Annotated in this window: 16 protein-coding genes; 11 read left to right on the top strand and 5 right to left on the bottom strand. The window is 58.1% G+C overall.

Annotation, left to right across the window (positions count from 1 at the left end):
• Nucleotides 1–257 precede the first annotated feature (257 nt).
• Both PanJK_RS19360 and PanJK_RS19365 read left to right on the top strand, forming a co-directional pair.
• Nucleotides 258–1,028, top strand: a complete 771-nt coding sequence (locus tag PanJK_RS19360; protein WP_256698540.1) for a transporter substrate-binding domain-containing protein — start codon at nt 258–260, stop codon at nt 1,026–1,028.
• Between the two features lie 74 nt (nt 1,029–1,102).
• Entirely contained in the window at nt 1,103–2,176 is a 1,074-nt protein-coding gene (locus tag PanJK_RS19365; RefSeq protein WP_265302155.1) for a M14 family metallopeptidase, read from the top strand.
• Here PanJK_RS19365 and PanJK_RS19370 read toward each other — a convergent pair.
• The gene (locus tag PanJK_RS19370) at nt 2,171–2,941 is read right to left on the bottom strand and encodes a 2OG-Fe(II) oxygenase (protein ID WP_265302157.1); all 771 of its coding nucleotides are present in this window, start codon (nt 2,939–2,941) and stop codon (nt 2,171–2,173) included. The two genes, PanJK_RS19365 and PanJK_RS19370, sit on opposite strands and share 6 nt — an antisense overlap.
• A gap of 99 nt (nt 2,942–3,040) precedes the next feature.
• On the opposite strand from PanJK_RS19370, the gene PanJK_RS19375 reads away from it, so the two are divergent.
• The 4 genes from PanJK_RS19375 to PanJK_RS19390 are packed head-to-tail and all read left to right on the top strand — an operon-like array spanning nt 3,041 to nt 6,618.
• Nucleotides 3,041–3,940: a LysR substrate-binding domain-containing protein gene (locus PanJK_RS19375; protein WP_265302159.1), complete on the top strand. Its 900-nt coding sequence runs from the start codon at nt 3,041–3,043 to the stop codon at nt 3,938–3,940.
• Between the two features lie 58 nt (nt 3,941–3,998).
• Nucleotides 3,999–5,297: an SLC13 family permease gene (locus tag PanJK_RS19380; RefSeq protein ID WP_265302161.1), complete on the top strand. Its 1,299-nt coding sequence runs from the start codon at nt 3,999–4,001 to the stop codon at nt 5,295–5,297.
• A 21-nt stretch (nt 5,298–5,318) separates the two neighbouring features.
• The gene (locus tag PanJK_RS19385; RefSeq protein ID WP_256698545.1) at nt 5,319–6,176 is read left to right on the top strand and encodes an AraC family transcriptional regulator; all 858 of its coding nucleotides are present in this window, start codon (nt 5,319–5,321) and stop codon (nt 6,174–6,176) included.
• A gap of 34 nt (nt 6,177–6,210) precedes the next feature.
• The gene (locus PanJK_RS19390) at nt 6,211–6,618 is read left to right on the top strand and encodes a DUF2000 family protein (protein WP_265302164.1); all 408 of its coding nucleotides are present in this window, start codon (nt 6,211–6,213) and stop codon (nt 6,616–6,618) included.
• Nucleotides 6,619–6,733: 115 nt separating this feature from the next.
• Here the strand turns inward: PanJK_RS19390 and PanJK_RS19395 are convergent, their stop codons facing one another.
• From PanJK_RS19395 to PanJK_RS19405, 3 genes are all read right to left on the bottom strand, one after another.
• Nucleotides 6,734–8,059 carry an amidase gene (locus PanJK_RS19395; protein WP_265302166.1) on the bottom strand — a complete coding sequence of 442 codons (1,326 nt, stop codon included), beginning with the start codon at nt 8,057–8,059 and terminating at the stop codon, nt 6,734–6,736.
• 4 nt (nt 8,060–8,063) lie between these two features.
• Nucleotides 8,064–8,885: an MBL fold metallo-hydrolase gene (locus tag PanJK_RS19400; RefSeq protein WP_265302168.1), complete on the bottom strand. Its 822-nt coding sequence runs from the start codon at nt 8,883–8,885 to the stop codon at nt 8,064–8,066.
• 358 nt (nt 8,886–9,243) lie between these two features.
• Nucleotides 9,244–9,924 carry an SDR family NAD(P)-dependent oxidoreductase gene (locus PanJK_RS19405; protein ID WP_265302170.1) on the bottom strand — a complete coding sequence of 227 codons (681 nt, stop codon included), beginning with the start codon at nt 9,922–9,924 and terminating at the stop codon, nt 9,244–9,246.
• A 132-nt stretch (nt 9,925–10,056) separates the two neighbouring features.
• Between PanJK_RS19405 and PanJK_RS19410 the strand changes: the two genes are divergently transcribed.
• Nucleotides 10,057–10,992, top strand: coding sequence for a LysR family transcriptional regulator (locus tag PanJK_RS19410; RefSeq protein WP_265302172.1), 936 nt, complete (start codon nt 10,057–10,059; stop codon nt 10,990–10,992).
• Here PanJK_RS19410 and PanJK_RS19415 read toward each other — a convergent pair.
• Entirely contained in the window at nt 10,950–11,984 is a 1,035-nt protein-coding gene (locus PanJK_RS19415; protein ID WP_265302174.1) for a LacI family DNA-binding transcriptional regulator, read from the bottom strand. The genes PanJK_RS19410 and PanJK_RS19415 overlap by 43 nt on opposite strands.
• A gap of 217 nt (nt 11,985–12,201) precedes the next feature.
• Here PanJK_RS19415 and PanJK_RS19420 point away from each other — a divergent pair, with 217 nt between their 5' ends.
• From PanJK_RS19420 to PanJK_RS19435, 4 genes are all read left to right on the top strand, one after another.
• Nucleotides 12,202–13,230 (top strand): ABC transporter substrate-binding protein, encoded by a 1,029-nt coding sequence (locus PanJK_RS19420; RefSeq protein WP_258145403.1) that lies wholly within the window; start codon nt 12,202–12,204, stop codon nt 13,228–13,230.
• A 126-nt stretch (nt 13,231–13,356) separates the two neighbouring features.
• Nucleotides 13,357–15,579, top strand: a complete 2,223-nt coding sequence (locus PanJK_RS19425; RefSeq protein WP_265302179.1) for an ABC transporter permease — start codon at nt 13,357–13,359, stop codon at nt 15,577–15,579.
• On the top strand, nt 15,576–16,637 hold the full coding sequence (locus PanJK_RS19430; RefSeq protein WP_265302181.1) for an ABC transporter ATP-binding protein: 1,062 nt from the start codon (nt 15,576–15,578) through the stop codon (nt 16,635–16,637). The genes PanJK_RS19425 and PanJK_RS19430 overlap by 4 nt, the downstream gene beginning before the upstream one ends.
• A 14-nt stretch (nt 16,638–16,651) precedes the next feature.
• Nucleotides 16,652–17,452 (top strand): inositol monophosphatase family protein, encoded by an 801-nt coding sequence (locus tag PanJK_RS19435; protein ID WP_154183011.1) that lies wholly within the window; start codon nt 16,652–16,654, stop codon nt 17,450–17,452.
• Nucleotides 17,453–17,627 lie beyond the last annotated feature (175 nt).

A 17,627-nucleotide genomic window follows, 5' to 3' on the forward strand; every position in this document is an offset into this window, starting at 1 on the left:
TAATGCTCCTGATGGGAAGGTAGGCCATCAGGATATGCAATCGGCTCTGACATCAGCGTGAGCGAGTTATGACAAAAGAATGACATGCAACTGGCGAGCATTAAGTAAAACTTAATGGGGCATCAATAAAAGCTAACCTACTAACAATTATAAGTATTTACTCTGCATTAAATCCGTAATTTCTGTAGTGGGATCATGTCCACCATGTTATTAACTCTGTATGACGTTGTGAATTTAGCTACCTGCCGGAGAGAACAATGAAGAAAAGTTTGTCCTTTGCCTTACTGCTTTCACTGAGCGCGTTTAGCCACGCTTCTTTTGCTCAGGAAACCTTGCGTTTCGGCGTCGATCCCACGTTCCCGCCGTTTGAATCCAAAGCCAGCGACGGTTCGCTGCAGGGCTTTGATATCGATCTGGGTAACGCCATTTGTGCCCAGGCGAAAGTGAAGTGCCAATGGGTGCAGATTGGTTTTGATGGCAGCATTCCGGCACTGCAGGCGAGAAAGTTTGATGCCATTCTCTCGGCGATGTCGATGACCGAAAAACGTCGCGAGCAGGTGGCCTTCAGCGACATGCTTTATGTCACGCCGAGCGCGTTACTCACACCGGCCAACGCGCCGCTAACCGGAGACATTAACGCGCTGCGTGGCAAAAGAATTGGCGTCGCGCAGGGCACCATTCAGGAAACTTACGCCAAAGCGCAATGGGCAACCAAAGGCGTGAGTGTGGTTTCTTACCCCAATCAGATGGAGATCTATCCGGACTTGGTGGCAGGACGTCTCGACGCCAGCCTGGCAAATGCGGTTTCGGCAGAACAAGGTTTCCTTAACACGCCAGCAGGCAAAGACTACGTCATCAGCGCCACGCTGGTGGATAAAGAAGTGTTGGGCAATGGCGTGGGCATTGGATTGCGGAAAGACGATGCGGCCAATCTGAAGTTGATCAACACCGCGCTGGCGGAACTGCACAGCAACGGCACTTACGATCAACTGGCGAAGAAGTACTTCAAGTTTAAGGTCTATCCGTAAAAGTCATATGCACGTAGGGTCGCCATTTATGGCGACCTCGCTCACCAACCGCACCCACACTCATTCAAAAAATCATGCAAAACTTACCTCACTACCCAACTCAACGCGCCCGTTTTCTCGCTGCCGTTAAACGACAAAACGGCGCATTAACGTCTTACGCGCATCCGTTACCCGGTCCGCAAGGAGAGGAACTTGTCACCGATGTGGCGGTGATCGGCGATGCTAAGGCATCCCGGCTGATGCTGGTGATCTCCGGTACGCACGGCGTGGAAGGCTATTACGGCTCCGATTGCCAAATCGCCTGGCTGGATACCTTCAACCTCACGGCGCTGCCCGCTGACACCGCCATCGTGATGCTGCATCTGCTCAATCCGTGGGGCGCAGCGCATTTACGCCGCGTCAATGAAGACAACATCGATCTCAATCGCAACTTCATCGATTTTTCACAGCCCACACCCGCCAATCCGGATTACGCCGCGTGGCATGGCATTTATCATGGCGATCGCGCCAGCGCCGATAAGCTGTTAACGGAAACGCTGAACAGCGCCGGTTGGCCAGCGGTAAAACGCGTGGTGGAAGCGGGGCAATATGGCGCGGCGGACGGTTTCTTTTACGGCGGCCAACAGCCTAGCTGGTCGTATCGCACGCTGGAAACCATCATCGCCCATCATTTATCGCAGGCCAAAACCATCATCAGTTTCGATTTGCATACCGGCGCGGGCGCATGGGGACATCCGATGCTGCTGTCGATTGCCGAGCAGCGCTTCGCTGCGCATGACTGGGGCAAAGCGATTTACGGCGAATGGTTAACGCTGCTGTTCACCGGCGCGGGACGCGACAGCGAAACCGGCGTCACCGCGACGGCCACCGGCTATGTCTCGCAATTCCTGCTGACCTCGCTTCCGAACTCGCAGATTTTGCCGCTGGTGGTGGAGTGCGGTACTTATCCCGGCGAGGAGATGCATCGCCGCGTGCGCGACGATCACTGGCTGCATCTGCAAGGCGATCCAGCCAGTGAAAGCGGGCAGGCGATTAAGCAGGAACTGGTGGAAGGATTCTGGCCCGCCGACGCTGACTGGCGGGCGCTGGTGGCCTTTCGCACTCAGCAAATCTTCGTGCGCGGCTGGCGGGCATTAATCGATTTATAAGCGTCCGTAAAACGTCATGCGGGCGGTTTCCGACAGCGCAATGCCCGGCTCGGTGTTGTACGCCAGCACCGCCAGCATGCGCGTAATATCGCCTTCGGTTGGCGTGACGCGATGCAGCGAATTGCGGCCACGGAATAGCACCAAATCCCCGGCATCAATCGCCAGCGCTTCCACTGGCTGGCGCTGATCCAGCACCGCTGCCACGCCGTCGAAATTCATCTCGCCGGCATCGGCATCGCGCAGATCCTTCACGTACTGGAACACCGCGCCGGCGCGCGGCTTCTGCACCAGCAGCGTGATGGCGAACGACGAGTTATCAAAGTGCCAGCCCAGTTCCTGACCGTCGGGCGCGTAGTGCAGATTGATCGACGACAGCGGATCGGCATACGGATAGAGCGCCTCTTCACCCAGCACATCGCACAGGAAGCTTTTAAACAGTTCATCGTTATAGAGCTGACGCAGCGGTGAATCGGCGGCAATCACATCATCGGTGATGCAGCCTTTGGTGCTGATGACATCGCGATTACGCGGATGATCGGCGCTGAAAGCCTCATCTTTCTTCATCAGATAAACGTTGTGTTTGCTGGCGGTGTGATACGCCAGATGGCGCTGCGCCTCACCTTCGGCAATGATGGCTTGCAGCGCGGCGGGCTGCAGGAACTGACGCAAAACTAACGCGCCGTGCTGATTAAGTTGCTCACGGCAGGCGCGACGCCAGTCGGCATCGGCCAGCGGATGCAGATCGAAACGAATCAAGGCAGACATAGTTTCACTTCTCATGTGTTACAGGTGTGTAAAGACTGTAACTCGCTGATATGTTAATACGTAGCGATAAAAATTTAACACCTTGCTAAGGAAACCTTAATGCCCGCGCCATCACCGCGTTTGCCCAAAATCAGCGTTATTCAATCGTTCAAAGTGGCGGCGGAACTCGGCAGCCTGGCGAAAGCGGCTGCGCAACTGGCGTTAACGCCCGCTGCGGTGAGCCAGCAAATTCGCCAGTTGGAAGAACAATTAGGCAGCGCGCTGTTTGTGCGCACGCAAAGCGGCGTGATGCTGACGGAGATGGGTAAAGAGTATCTGCGTTATGTCACCGAGGCGTTCGACATTCTGCACCTTGGCCAGCAAAACCTGCGCCATGCGGCATCAACACCGCGTTTAACGCTCTACTCGCTGCCGGCGCTGGCCTCAAAATGGCTGCTGCCAAGTATTGCGCAGTGGCGCGAGCAGTGTCCCGCGATCGATTTAGCACTGCACGGCACGCATACCCAGGTGGATTTCAACGCCACGCCTGCCGATTTTGTTATCTGTTTCGGCGAAGATCGCTATCCGCAGCTGGATAAGCAGTTGCTGTTCCTGGATGAGGTGTTGCCGGTGGCGAGTCCGGCGCTACTGCAACGTTTTGCCGATCAGGATGTGTTGCAGCATGCGCCGCTGATCCACCTTGACTGGGGCAACGATGGGCGCTTTTTACCCGACTGGCGCAGCTGGTTTCAGGCGAAGGGCATTGACGATCCGCCACCGCAGCCGTCGTTCAGTTTCAATCTCACCTCGCTGGCGATTGATGCCGCCGTGGCAGGCGCGGGCTTGCTGCTCGGTCAGCGGCGTTTGATTGCCAACGAACTGGCGTGTGGCGATTTAGTCATCGTCGATTCACTTAGCCTGCCGCTCAGCAAACCCTATTTCCTCGCCTGGCCGCAGCGTTCGCTCAGCCAGCCGGGCAGCGACGCGCTGATCGGCTGGCTCACGCAGCTAGCGGGTTAACGAAACCACTCGTAGGGTCGCCATTCATGGCGACCTGGAAAAGAAAGGGAGTTCACCAATGACCACAGATCTCAACTTCTGGCTCACCGCGCTGGTGGTCGGCACCACCATTTTGCTATGGGCCAGCGCGCGTTTGCCGGAATACGTCACCGCGCTGCTGTTTTTCGCGGCGGCGATGTTGCTACAGCTGGCGCCCGCCAGCAGCGTATTCAGCGGCTTTGCCTCATCGGCGTTCTGGCTGGTGCTCAGCGGTTTTGTGCTGGGCGCAGCGATCCGCAAAGTCGGCCTTGCACAGCGCTGGGCCAACTGGCTGGTGGTGCCGCTCAGCCAAAGCTGGCCGCGCATGATTGCAGGCACCGTGCTGCTGACTTATCTGCTGGCGTTTGTCATGCCCTCTAATATGGGACGCATCGCGCTGCTGATGCCGGTGGTGCTGGCGATGGGCGAACGCGCAGGAATCAAAGCGGGCAGTCGCGGCAGTATTGGCCTGGCGCTGGCGCTGGGATTTGGCACGTTCCAGCTCTCCGCCAGTATTTTGCCCGCCAACGTGCCTAATCTGGTGCTGAGCGGCGCGGCGGAGAGCGCCTATCAGCTACATCTGCAATGGCTGCCATGGTGGTTGCTGCACATGCCGGTGGTGGGCATCGCTAAAGGATTGTTGTTGATTGCTTGCCTGCTGTTGCTGTTTCGTGCTCAGCCTAAAGCGGTGCTACAGCGCGATAGCTTAAGCGCGCTCAGCCGCAGCGAGTGGCGCTTGATTGGCCTGCTGGCGGTCACCTTGCTGCTGTGGATGACCGACAGCGTGCACGGCTTACCGGCTGCGTGGGTGGGATTGGCAGCCGCCTGCATCTGTTTGCTGCCGCGCGTGGGGTTTATCTCCAGCGAGGACTTTGCCAGCGGGGTGAATTTTCGCACCTGCATCTATATTGCCGGGATTCTCGGCGTCGCCACGCTGGTGGTGGATTCCGGTCTGGGACGGATGATCGCCAACGCGCTGCTGAGCGTATTGCCGCTGCACGAACACCCATCCTTCAGCAATTTCGCGGTACTCAATGCGCTAGTGTCGTTGCTGAATTTTGTGCTTACCGCCAACGGCGTGCCGGCGATGGTGACGCCGATGGCGCAAGAGCTGGCGAATGCGTCCGGCTTTCCGCTGCTCACCGTGATCATGTTGCAGGTGTTTGCCTACGCTACGCCGCTGCTGCCGTATCAGGCATCGCCGGTGGTGGTGGCGATGGGGCTCGGCAATGTTCCGGCGAAGGCCGGTTTGCAGCTGTGCGCGCTGATTTTTCTGCTTAGCGTGGTGTTGCTGTTACCGCTGGATTATCTGTGGTTTCGGCTGCTAGGCTATGCCTGATATCTCTGCGTGAGAATGCTTATGCCAGCCAATAACGATTGGGTTGATTTTCGTCGTGACGATGAGACCGGAATTGAAAGCGTCAACGCGCATTTTCGCGGACACGCTTACGATCCGCACGATCACAACGAACTGCTGGTGGGCGTGACGCAGCAAGGTTTACAACGCTTCAACTGCCACCGTTCGCTGCACACCAGCACGCCGGGACGGGCAATTCTGATTGAACCAGGCGCGGTTCACGATGGACACGCGCCGGACGCCGAGGGTTTCACCTACGTGATGCTTTATCTGCCGCAGAGTTGGGTGGCGGAGATGATGCAGCGTCGCGGATTGGGCGATGTGTCGAATATCGAAGGCGCTTTTCGCCACACATTGACGGACGATGCGCTGTTAGCCAGCGCCATTCAGCAAGCCTGGTTTGCGGTGCATCAGGGCGAAGGGCGGTTGGCGCGCGATCAAAGTCTCGATCACTTGCTTACCATGCTATCGCGCCATCTGGATACCAAACCCAGCGTGCAGCACAGCGAAGCGATGCGTCAGATGCAGCTGCTGCGCGACTATCTGCACGATTTTATGGCGCAGGATATTGGACTGGATGAGCTGTCGCGCCTTTCCGGCATCGATCGTTTCCGCCTGACGCGCCAGTTCAAACAGGCGTTCGGTCAATCGCCGCATGCCTATTTGGTTCGTTTGCGCTTACGCAGCGCACGCACCTTGCTGGCACAGGGCATTGAGCCGGTAAACGTTGCAGCGCAGGTAGGATTTGCCGATCAAAGCCATCTCGGCCGCTGGTTCCAGCGCGCCTATCGCATGACGCCCGCCGCTTATCAACGTCAGTGCACAAACGTTCTATACGCTTCCCCGTCCGCTCTTAGATGATGAGGTTTTCGTTGTCATTGGAGAGTTGTTGCAGATGTTTGATACCAAAATCGCCCTGATCGTACGTGATGATTTAGCCACCTGGCAGCGCCTGAATGTGGTGGCGTTTCTCGCCACCGGCGTGGCATCCGCCGCGCCCGAGATGATGGGCGAACCCTATGTTGATGCCAAAGCGCGACAGTACGGCAACATGGCGGGCCAGCCGATGCTGGTGTTCGCCGGGGATTTAACCGGTTTACAGCGCGCGCATCGTCAGGGATTAGAGCGAGAGTTAACCATTATTCCTTATGTTGAAGCGATGTTCTCCACCGGCCACGACGCGGCGAACCGCGAAGTTTTTATGGCGGAGGATGCCGATAATTTGAATCTGGTCGGCATTGCGCTGCGCGGTCCAAAGAAAGCGGTGGATAAGGCGATCAAGGGATTGACGTTGCACGGGTAGTGCGGGTTTTCCCTCACCCTAACCCTCTCCCGCATGCGGGAGAGGGAACCGAATGTGCAGTTTAGCGGCTAATCATCCCCTCTCCCTCTCGGAGAGGGCCAGGGTGAGGGCGGCGCTAGCAAACAAACCTATCCGCCGCGCTCAGCAACAAATCTTCCCGTCCTCGCAGCGCCAGCAGCTCCAGCCCAATCGGCAAACCCTCATTGCTAAATCCTGCTGGAATGCTGATCGCTGGCGCACCGGTCACCGCTGAAATCAGCGCGTTGCTGCCTTCCTGCATCTCACCGTGCTTAACCGGCGCACGACGCACTACTGGATAAGCCAGCAGATTGATCTGGTGCGCAGCGAAAAATTCAGCCAGCTGCTGATACAGATCGCGCTGACGCTGCTGCACCTGCGGATAACCTTCACTCGCCACGCCCGGATGCTGCGCCCGCGTGGTAAACACCGTTTCCAGCTGAGGATGGTAGCGCTTTGACGCCACCACTTCTGCCAGCGTGCGACTCTGTGCGTGCGGTTTATCTTCCAGATATGCCGCCAGCGCTCCGGCAAATTCGTAGCCGATGATACTGGCGTCAGCCGCCAACGTCTCCAACTGCGGATAACTCACCTCACGCGGCGCGAAATCCGCCAGCGCCGCGCGCACCGTCTGATTAATCTCGGCTTCATCGGCAGCAAAACCTTCCTGCCAGATGCCGATGCGCAGCGGCTCATCGCTCTTCGCAAACTGTTGCCCGCTCAAAATCTCAGAGGCTAAACGCAGATCCGCCGCCGAACGCGCCAGCGGGCCGGGAATATCCTGAGTTGGCGACAGCGGCACGATGCCGTCGGTGCTGATGGCGCCGCGCGTCATGCGCAGTCCAAACAACGCATTAAACGCCGCCGGAATGCGCACCGATCCGGCGGTATCGCTGCCGATCGCCAGCGGCACATAACCGGCCGAGACCGCTACGGCGGAACCGCTGCTCGATCCACCCGGCGAGCGGCCTTCAACCCACGCATTGTGGGTAAAACCGCTCAACGATGACGCGCCGGTAATGCCCGCCGCCAGCTCATGCATCGCGGTTTTGCCGATCAGAATCGCGCCTGCCTTTCTCAATCGAGTAACCAACGGCGCATCGTCGCTGGCGATAACCTCACGCAGCAACACCGAACCGGCGCTGGTCGGCCAGCCTTGTACTTCGATATTGTCTTTAATCAGTACAGGAATTCCTTCCAGACGACCCGCCACTTCTCCGCGCTGGCGACGCACATCGCTGGCGTCCGCCGCTGCTAAGGCCTGATCGGCAAACAGCCAGGTAATGGCGTTGTAGCGCGGTTGATCCACCTCGCCAATGCGCTGCAGCGCGTAGGTGGCTAACTGGCGAGCGCTCACCGTGCGCTGCGTCAGCGCCTGCTGTAAATCGTTAATCGACGCGGTGAGATAATCGGCGTATTGCATCAGGTTAAACCTCCAGCGGAATCCATTGCCCGTCGCGCGTGACGCGTCCGCACGAGCTGCCATTAAAGTGGGTGCTGAACCAGATTGCCTGATGTTGTGCGCACCAGTCCACCACGCGTTGCCGCGACGTTGCCGCCAGCGCTTTATCCTCGCAAAACAGTGAGTTCCAGTGCGGATACTGAAACTGGATGGCATTGTGCATCACGTCGCCGGCAAAGATGGCCGATTCACCGGCGCTTTCCAGCACGATTGAGGCATGATCGCCACTGTGACCCGGCGTGGAGAGATAGCGCAGCACGCCCGCAAACAGCGGGGAATCCTGCACGTTGATGGTCTCAAGCTGTCCGCTCTCGATCAACGGCAGAATGCTATCGCGATAGAGTTCCTGCGCCGCCGGATTTTGCTGGCAATGCGCCAGTTCCCGCGCCGAGCAGATATAGCGCGCATTCGGGAACATCGGTTGCCATTCACCGTCTTGTTGATGGGTGTTCCAGCCAACGTGATCGGTATGAATATGTGTCATCAGCATCAGTGTCACGGCCGCCGGGTCAACGCCCGCGCGCGCCAGATTTTCGGCATACGGCGTATTCAGCTGATGAAACAGCGGTTTGTTATCGCGATTGCGGCCGTTGCCGGTGGCAGTATCGATGATGATGGTGTGTTCGCCGGTTCGCACCACCCAGCTGTGAATCGACATTTCAGCAGGTTGATTGGCTAATTCATCACTCATTTCCGCGCGATGCGGCGTAAACAGCACGCCGATTGGGAAGATGGCGGTTTGTTCGCTCACTTTGGTAATCAGGCAATCGCCGACGCGAGTCATCATGAGGTGCTCCTTATTGCTTGGTTGCAGCGAAGAAGCCTCACTATACTGGCGGCACGGTCATTATTTAAATCGATTAAAATTATGCAAAGCATCAACGAAAATGATTTTGCCCGCATCGACCTGAATTTACTGCCTGAGTGCCGCGCCCGTACCAATCAGCATGCCGGATTATGAGGTGTCGCTGCTGTGGCACAACGCGTGCAGCGAAGATGCCGCCAACCGCTGGCTGCGGGATGTGCTGCGCGGGTTGATAATGAATAAGGTTTGATAAAGTCGCCATGAATGGCGACCCTACGACAGGGCGGCGGGAATTCCGTAGGGTCGCCATTTATGGCGACCGTTATGCCGACCTGCTCGCTTACCACGGCACCACGCGGCCTAAATAATCCAGATAATGGATTCCGCGCCGTCCGGCGTAACTTTCCATGGTATTCAGCAGATTCGGGATGCTCTCCTCTATGGTCAGGCGCGCTTCCGGGCCGCCCATATCGGTGCGCACCCAGCCGGGCGCCATCAGCAATAATGTGCGCTCGCCGCCACTGCGCGCGGCAAAGCTGCGCATAAACATATTCAGCGCCGCTTTGCTGCCGCGATACACCTCGTAATTGCCGTTGGTGTTGTTGGTCAAACTGCCCTGGCCGGATGACATCACGGCGATGGTGCCGCTGGGCGTGACGCAATCCTTGAAGGTCTCGATCACCCGCAGCGGACTCAGCGCGTTGGTCACCATCACACGAGTAAACTCACTGGTTGAGACATCGGCGATGGTTTCGCGATCGTCATTTTTCACGCCCGCGTTAATAAACAGCATGTCGAACTGGCGATCTGCCAGTCGCGCATGTAGCGCCTTTACCTGTTCGGGTTCATTGATATCCACGCTTTCTACCGTAAGTTGTGCGGGGAAGCGATCGGCCAGTTGCTGTAAATTCCCTGTCGAATTTTCACGTCCGGTGGCGACCACCTGATAACCGCGCTGCAGCATGGTTTCCGCCAGTGCCAAACCCAATCCACGCGATGCGCCAATCAGTAAAATGTTCATGTTGTTCTCCTCGGTGTTTGCGATGGATAGAGTGTAGCGCCGGGTGAGGGCAGGCGGAACGCGCAGCATTGACAGTATTAACCTGCGCCAAACGCCTTGTCTCGATGCGTCGAATCGGCGAGGATAAACCGCATGAATGATGCCGATCTCAACCTGTTAATTGCTTTGGATGCGCTGCTGATTGAAGGCAGCGTGATTGGCGCTGCGCGTCGCTTAGGCTTAAGCGAATCGGCGATGAGCCGCACGCTGGGACGCTTACGCGCCACCACCGGCGATGCGCTGTTAGTGCGCGCCGGGCGCCAAATGGTACTGACACCTTATGCCGAAGCGATCCGCGAGCGCACGCATCACACGGTAAGTGAAGCGCGTGCGGTGTTAAGCCCGACGGCGCAATCGCTGGATTTGCGTCAGCTGGATCGCTGCTTTACCCTGCGCACCAATGAAGGATTCATCGAAGCGTTTGGCAGCGCACTGATCGCTGCCGTGGCGGAACAAGCGCCGCACGCGTGGCTCAGTTTTGTGCCCAAGCCAGAGAAAAGCGCGCGCGATTTGCGCGAAGGCAACATCGATTTGGAGATTGGCGTGCTGGGCAATATGGGCCCGGAGATTCGTTTGCAGGCGCTGTTTCGCGATGACTTTGTCGGCGTGGTGCGCGCCGGACATCCGCTCACGCAGCAGCTGGATATCGCACAGTTCGCCGCTTTTGGTCATATCGTGGCGTCACGGCGCGGTGAGCTGGGTGGGCCGATTCATGATGCGCTGCGGCAGGCCGGATTAACGCGCAAGGTCGCGGCGCTGGTACCGGCATTTTCCAGCGCGGTGGCGCTGGCGCAGGATTCAGATCTTGTCGCCTTAGTGCCGCGTTCGCTGTTTCTTCACCATCCGCTGATCAAAAACAGCACCACCTTAGCGATGTTTGAATTGCCGTTCGCCACGCCGGAAATGACCGTGTCACAGCTGTGGCATCCGCGACTGGAAAACGACGCCGCGCACCGCTGGCTGCGTGGCGTGGTAAAAGACGTTTGTCAGCCGCCGCGCACCGAACCGCGCCACACCACATCGGCCTGATACAGCAGGCTGTCGTGCTGCTGTTCACCTTGCGGCGTGAAGCCGGTTTCCTCCTGCTTCGTTTGTATGAGCCACTTCACTGCATCCTGCGCGAACTGCTCAACCGGTTGGGAAAAGGTGGTGAGATTATAGGAGGACCAGCCAGCCTGCGCGATGTTGTCGTAGCCGATCAAACACAGATCTTCCGGCACGCGCAGGGCAAAGCGGTGACGCGCTTCATCCATAAAGCCGCAGGCCACCAAATCGGTGACGCAAAACACCCCGTCTGGCCGCTGATGACGCGTCAGCAAGCGGTGCGCCAGAATCTGGCCGCTCTCATACGATGTGGTGCCAAAGCGTTCCACCGTCACGCTCAATCCCGCACGTTCCGCAGTCGCGACAAAGGTGTCTTCACGCTTTTTTAGGCTCGGCGTGCCCGCCAGCGAATTGGCAAACGCCAGATGCTGACAACCGGCGCGCTGAAACGCCATCACCGCCGTTTGTGCAGCGCTCTCTGCATCGAGATTAATGCTAAGCGAACCCGGCAGCGCTTCATCGCGGTTGATCAAAATGATGCGCTGGCCGTGCTTATAACACTGGCGCGTGATGGTGCGATCCGGCATGCCGGAGAGAATGATCGAGGCATCGGCGCGGAAATTAATCGCCTGCTGCAGTGCCGCTGAAACGCTGTTATCCGAGCGATCGGTGTTGATCAGCATCGCCACTTTGCCCGCTTCCTGCAAAAACTGCGTCAGCCAGCGCACCAGGCTGGCGCGATAGGGCGTGGCGATCTCCGAGACGATCAGGCAGACAATGCTGCTGCGATTGCTTACCAGACCGCGCGCCAGATGATTGACGTGATAACCCAACTCTTCCGCCGCTTTCATCACCCGTTCACGCGTTGCCGGTGACACGCTGGCGCCCGGCGTAAACGCGCGCGACACCGCCGAGCGCGAAACGCCCGCGCGCTCAGCGACATCCTGCGCACTGACCACCGCTTTCTCATGCTGCATGCTCAACACCTCTTCACAATCTGGCTGCCACTGAGTCTGCCTCAGATTGCAAAGCTGTGCAAACCGCTTTAGATCTCATTTGTTGCATTTTTGTGACATCGCCTAACAATTGCGCAGTATGGTGTTTGACAGGACATTTCTTGTTCATTACTACTTTGCACACACGTGCAAGAAAAGGTGCCAATGAAGCACCCACCCTACAATCCAGGAGAACACTATGCGAGTCACCTCAATGGCCATCGCGCTATCCCTCTGTTGCACTGCACTGCCGTTTGCCGCCTCGGCGGCGGGTAATCTGAATATGGTTTGCTCCGCCGATGTGGTGGTGTGCGAGCACATGACCAACATCTTCAGCAAGGCGCATCCGGATATCAAAGTCAGTATGGTGCGCCTCTCAGCGGGCGAAGCCTATGCACGTCTGCGCAGCGAAGCACGTAATCCGCGCACCGATATCTGGTGGGCGGGCACCGGCGATCCGCATATGCAGGCGGCGGAAGAGGGGCTGACGCAGCCATACAAATCGCCGCTGCTCGATCAGCAGCAGGATTGGGCGCAGAAGCAGGCGGAAAACTCCAGTTATCGCACCGTGGGCATTTACGCCGGCGCGCTCGGCTGGGGCTACAACACCAAACTGCTGGAGTCGAAAAAGCTGAAAGAGCCGAAATGCTGGGCCGATCTGCTGGACCCAAGCTTCAAAGGAGAAATTCAGATAGCCAACCCGAATTCGTCGGGTACCGCCTACAACACGCTGGCGACGCTGGTGCAGATCATGGGTGAGGATAAAGCCTTTGATTACCTGAAAAAACTCAACGCCAATATTTCGCAGTACACCAAATCCGGCTCGGCACCGGTGAAATCGGCGGCGCGCGGTGAAACCACCGTTGGCATCGTGTTTATGCATGATGCGGTGGCGATGGAAGTGGACGGTTTCCCGATCAAGACCGTCGCGCCGTGCGAAGGCACCGGCTATGAGATTGGATCGATGTCGATTGTCAAAGGGGCGCGCAATCTCGCCAATGCCAAAGTCTGGTACGACTGGGCGCTGAGTGCCGAAGCGCAATCGCATATGAAAGAGGCCAAATCCTTCCAGCTACCGTCGAACCGTAATGCGGAGATTTCGCAGTATGCGCCGCGCTTTGAGAACATCAAACTGATCGATTACGACTTCAAGACTTACGGGGATTCGGCCAAACGTAAAGCGTTGCTGGGACGTTGGGACAAAGAGATCGGTGCCAGCGCGCAGTGAGAACGGTGCGGTTTGTGGGAAGGTCGCCATAAATGGCGACCCAACAAAACCCGATGAGTCCCGTAGGGTCGCCATTTATGGCGACCTGGTTAAGCACCGCACAAAAACCCGAATTCGAGGTATGTGATGAATGCAAATAATCGCCGTCTGACAGGCGCGCTGATCATCGGCGCAGTGGCGTTACTGCTGCTGCCGTGGTTCAGCCTGGAAGCCGGTTTCTTCAGCAGCGGCTGGCTAACCAGCCTGTGGAGCGACAGCGCCAACGCGCCCGCGCTGTGGCAAGTGGTTGAACATCCGTGGCTGCTTATCGCCATCGCGCTGTTCGTGCTGTGTGCCGGTTGCGGCATCCTGCCGGGCGCGGCGCGCAGCCGTTTGCTGCTGCTGTTCAGCGCGCTTGGCGTGCTGTTTCTGGTGATTGAAGGTCACGCGATTGGTTACAGCAGCTGGAGCTGGCTGTGGCTGGAAAATCGCTTCGGCGCGCTCGCATCGGGGCAACCGGCGATGGGCGCGGGTGCGCTGCTGTTGCTGACCACTTTCCTACTGCTGTTCTCCTTCGCGCTGGCCGAACGCGGCGTAATGAAAGGTGATGCCTTTGTGGTGGCGTCGCTGGTGCTGCTCACCGCGCTGGTGAGCATCTTCGTGCTTTATCCGGTGCTGAGCATGTTTGTGGTGTCGGTGCAGGATGTGGACGGTAGCTTCAAACCGGATGGCTTGATCAGCAACATTCAGGACCCGTCGATCTGGAGCCTGTCCTGTTTGTCGGGTGGCACCTGCGGCACCGCGTGGCGCACCTTGTGGCTGGCGCTGATGACCGCCGCCGGCTCAACGCTGCTGGGTTTAGCGTTTGCCTTAGCCGCCACGCGCACGCCGCTGCCGTTTAAGAAAGCGCTGCGCATGTTGACGATTCTGCCGATCATCACGCCACCGTTTGTGATTGGTCTGGCGCTGATCCTGCTGTTTGGCCGCTCCGGCGTGGTGACGGAACATCTGGCGGCGCTGTTTGGCATCGAACCGGGCCGCTGGCTGTATGGCTTAACCGGCATCTGGATCGCGCAGGTTTTATCGTTCACGCCGATTGCATTTCTGGTGCTGATTGGCGTGGTGGAAGGCGTAAGTCCGTCGCTGGAGGAGGCGTCACAAACGCTGCGCGCCAATCGCTGGCGCACCTTCACGCGCGTCTCGCTGCCGTTGATGGCACCGGGTTTAGCCAATGCTTTTCTGATTAGCTTTATCGAAAGCATGGCCGATTTCGGTAATCCGATGGTGCTGGGCGGCAGTCACGGCGTGCTCTCCACTGAGATCTTCTTCTCGGTGGTCGGCGCGCAAAACGATCCGAGCCGCGCAGCGGTGCTGGCGATGATTCTGCTGTGCTTCACGCTGACGGCCTTTATGCTGCAGCGCTGGTGGCTCGGCGGCAAAAACTTCGCCACCGTCACCGGCAAAGGCGACGGCGGCAAACATGTGCAGCTACCACGCGTGCTGCGCTTTGGCGTGTACGGCATGGTGATTCCGTGGGGCCTGTTCACGCTGGTGATCTACGGCATGATTGTGGTCGGCGGCTTTGTACAGTCGTGGGGATTGAATGATGCGCTGACCATCGAACATTACGTGCGCGCCTTTGGCGTGAGTTTCAGCGACGGGCATCTGCTGTGGAGCGGCGTGGCGTGGAACTCGTTCTGGACCACGCTGGAGATCGCGCTGATTGCCGCACCGCTCACCGCAATAGTTGGGCTGCTCACCGCCTGGCTGATTGTGCGACAGAAGTTTGCCGGTCGTCAGACCTTCGAGTTCCTGCTGATGCTGAGCTTCGCCATTCCCGGAACGGTGATCGGCGTAAGTTATGTAATGGCGTATAACCTGCCGCCGCTGGAGATCACCGGCACCGCGATGATCCTCGTGGCCTGCTTTGTGTTCCGCAACATGCCGGTTGGCGTGCGCGGCGGGATCGCGGCGATGAGTCAGCTGGATAAAAGTCTGGATGAAGCGTCACTGACGCTCGGGGCTAACAGCTTCCGCACGCTGCGCAAAGTGGTGCTGCCGCTGCTGAAACCGGCGATCAGCGCCGCGCTGGTCTACGCCTTCGTACGCGCCATCACCTCGATCAGTGCGGTGATCTTCCTCGTGAGCGCGCAGTACAACATGGCAACCTCTTACATCGTCGGGCTGGTGGAAAACGGCGAATACGGTGTGGCGATTGCTTACTCAACCGTCTTGATTGTGGTGATGCTGCTGATCATTGGCATGTTCCAGTGGCTGGTGGGCGAACGGCGTCTGCGCCGCGTGGCCCGTCCGGTCGACATGGCAATTCCGCCAGCTTCAACGTCCTTAACCCAGGAGAGAGCCGTATGACACGCGTAACCGCTGGATCTGTGGTGTTTGAACACGTCTCGAAACGCTTTGCCGGTTTTGATGCAATTCCCGATCTCTCGCTGACGGTGGAACCCGGCACGCTGGTGACGCTGCTAGGTCCATCCGGCTGCGGCAAAACCACCACGCTGCGGCTGCTGGCCGGGCTGGAGCATCCCACCGCTGGCCGTATTTTGATTGGCGGCAAAGATGTCACCAACTTGCCCGCCAATGAGCGCGACGTGGCGATGGTGTTTCAGTCTTACGCGCTGTTCCCGCACATGAGCGCGCTCGACAACATCATGTATGGCTTGCAGTCGTCGGGCATGAATAAGCGTGAAGCGCAGGACCGCGCCCGTGAAGGGCTCAAGTTGGTGGGCCTCGAACATCAGGGCCAGCGCCTGCCTTCGGAGCTTTCCGGCGGGCAGCAACAGCGCATTGCGGTGGCACGCGCGCTGGTGCTGGAGCCGCAGGTGCTGCTACTGGATGAGCCGCTCTCGAATCTTGATGAGCGTTTGCGCCGCCGGGTGCGTACCGATATCCGCGACTTGCAACAGCGGCTCGGCTTCACGGCGGTATACGTCACGCACGATCAGGAAGAAGCGCTGGCGGTGTCCGATAAGATTATTGTCATGAAAGAGGGTGATATTGCCCAGCAGGGCGCGCCGGAAAGTCTCTATCACGCGCCGAACTCGGTGTTTATCGCCGACTTTATGGGCGAGGCCAATATTCTGCCGTGCGAAGTCGAGCAGCTTGATGGCAGCGAAGCGCTGGTGCGGCTCGGCAGCCAGCGCTATCGCGTGCGCGGCAACGGCCTGAAAACCGGCGCGGCACAGCTGTCGGTGCGACCGCAGTTCATTACGCTGCGCAGAGAAGGCGCGGGCGCACTGCGCGGCGAAGTGACGCACAGCACGTGGCTCGGCGACCATATTGAATATGAAGTCGCTACTGAATTGGGTTCGCTGTTTATTGTCGATGCCGAGATGGAGCAGCAGCTGCCGCTGGCATCGAACGTCGCGATTGATTTTAAACCTCAGGGTTTGGCCCTGATTGCCGGTTAATTTAAGGATGGATAATGAGTGAATTAGACAATGACCCGCTGTTATCACGCCTGATTTTAGCGGAGAAGGTGGCACGCGCCGGTGGCGCGAAGGCGCTGGAGTATTTCCATCAGCGCGACACCTTAGTGGTGGAGACCAAATACGATTTGCAGGATGTGGTATCTCGCGCTGACCGCGAAGTGGAACAGATGATCGACCAGCAGATTCGCGCACAGTTTGCCGACGACGGTTTCCTCGGCGAAGAGTATGGATTGCAGGACGGTTCATCGGGTTATACGTGGGTGGTCGATCCAATCGATGGCACCAGTCCGTTCCTCAACGGCATGCCAAATTGGTGCGTGTCGGTCGCGGTGCTACACGACGGCGTGCCGGTGATTGGCGTGATTTTCGCGCCCACTTATCAGGAGTGTTACGTCGCCGCTCTCGGACAGGGTGCGACGCTCAACGGCAAGCGCTTGCAGGTGGATGCCAGTCGCACGCTGCAAAATCATGTCACCGGATTTGGTGCCAACAGCCACGTTAGCCCGGATGAAGTGGGGAAAATCCTTGCGTCGCTGCTGGCGGCAGGCGGGAATTTTATCCGCATTGGATCGGGTGCATTGATGCTGGCGTGGGTCGCAGCTGGGCGTGTGGTCGGTTATTACGAGCCGTATATGCATGCGTGGGATTGTCTGGCAGGTTATTGCCTGGTGAAAGAGGCGGGTGGCTGGTATCACCCGTTCAACACCGAAGGCGAACGTTTGCTGAAAGGCGCGCAGGTGCTGGCGGTTGCGCCGGGTGCGGAAGCGGATTTGAAGCGGATTGCCGGATTGTGATGTTGGTTGCGGTCGCCATGAATGGCGACCCTACAAAAACGCGCAGAATCGTCGTAGGGGCGCCATTTATGGCGTAATGCCGATCAGTTAAGCCCGAAATGATCGGTTGAACGATCCTCCAGTTCTGCAAAAATCCGTAATCTCACAGGGATTACGGATTTTTTTATGTTACTCA

Source organism: Pantoea sp. JK (assembly GCF_026130245.1).
Classification (GTDB): Bacteria; Pseudomonadota; Gammaproteobacteria; order Enterobacterales; family Enterobacteriaceae; genus Pantoea; species Pantoea trifolii.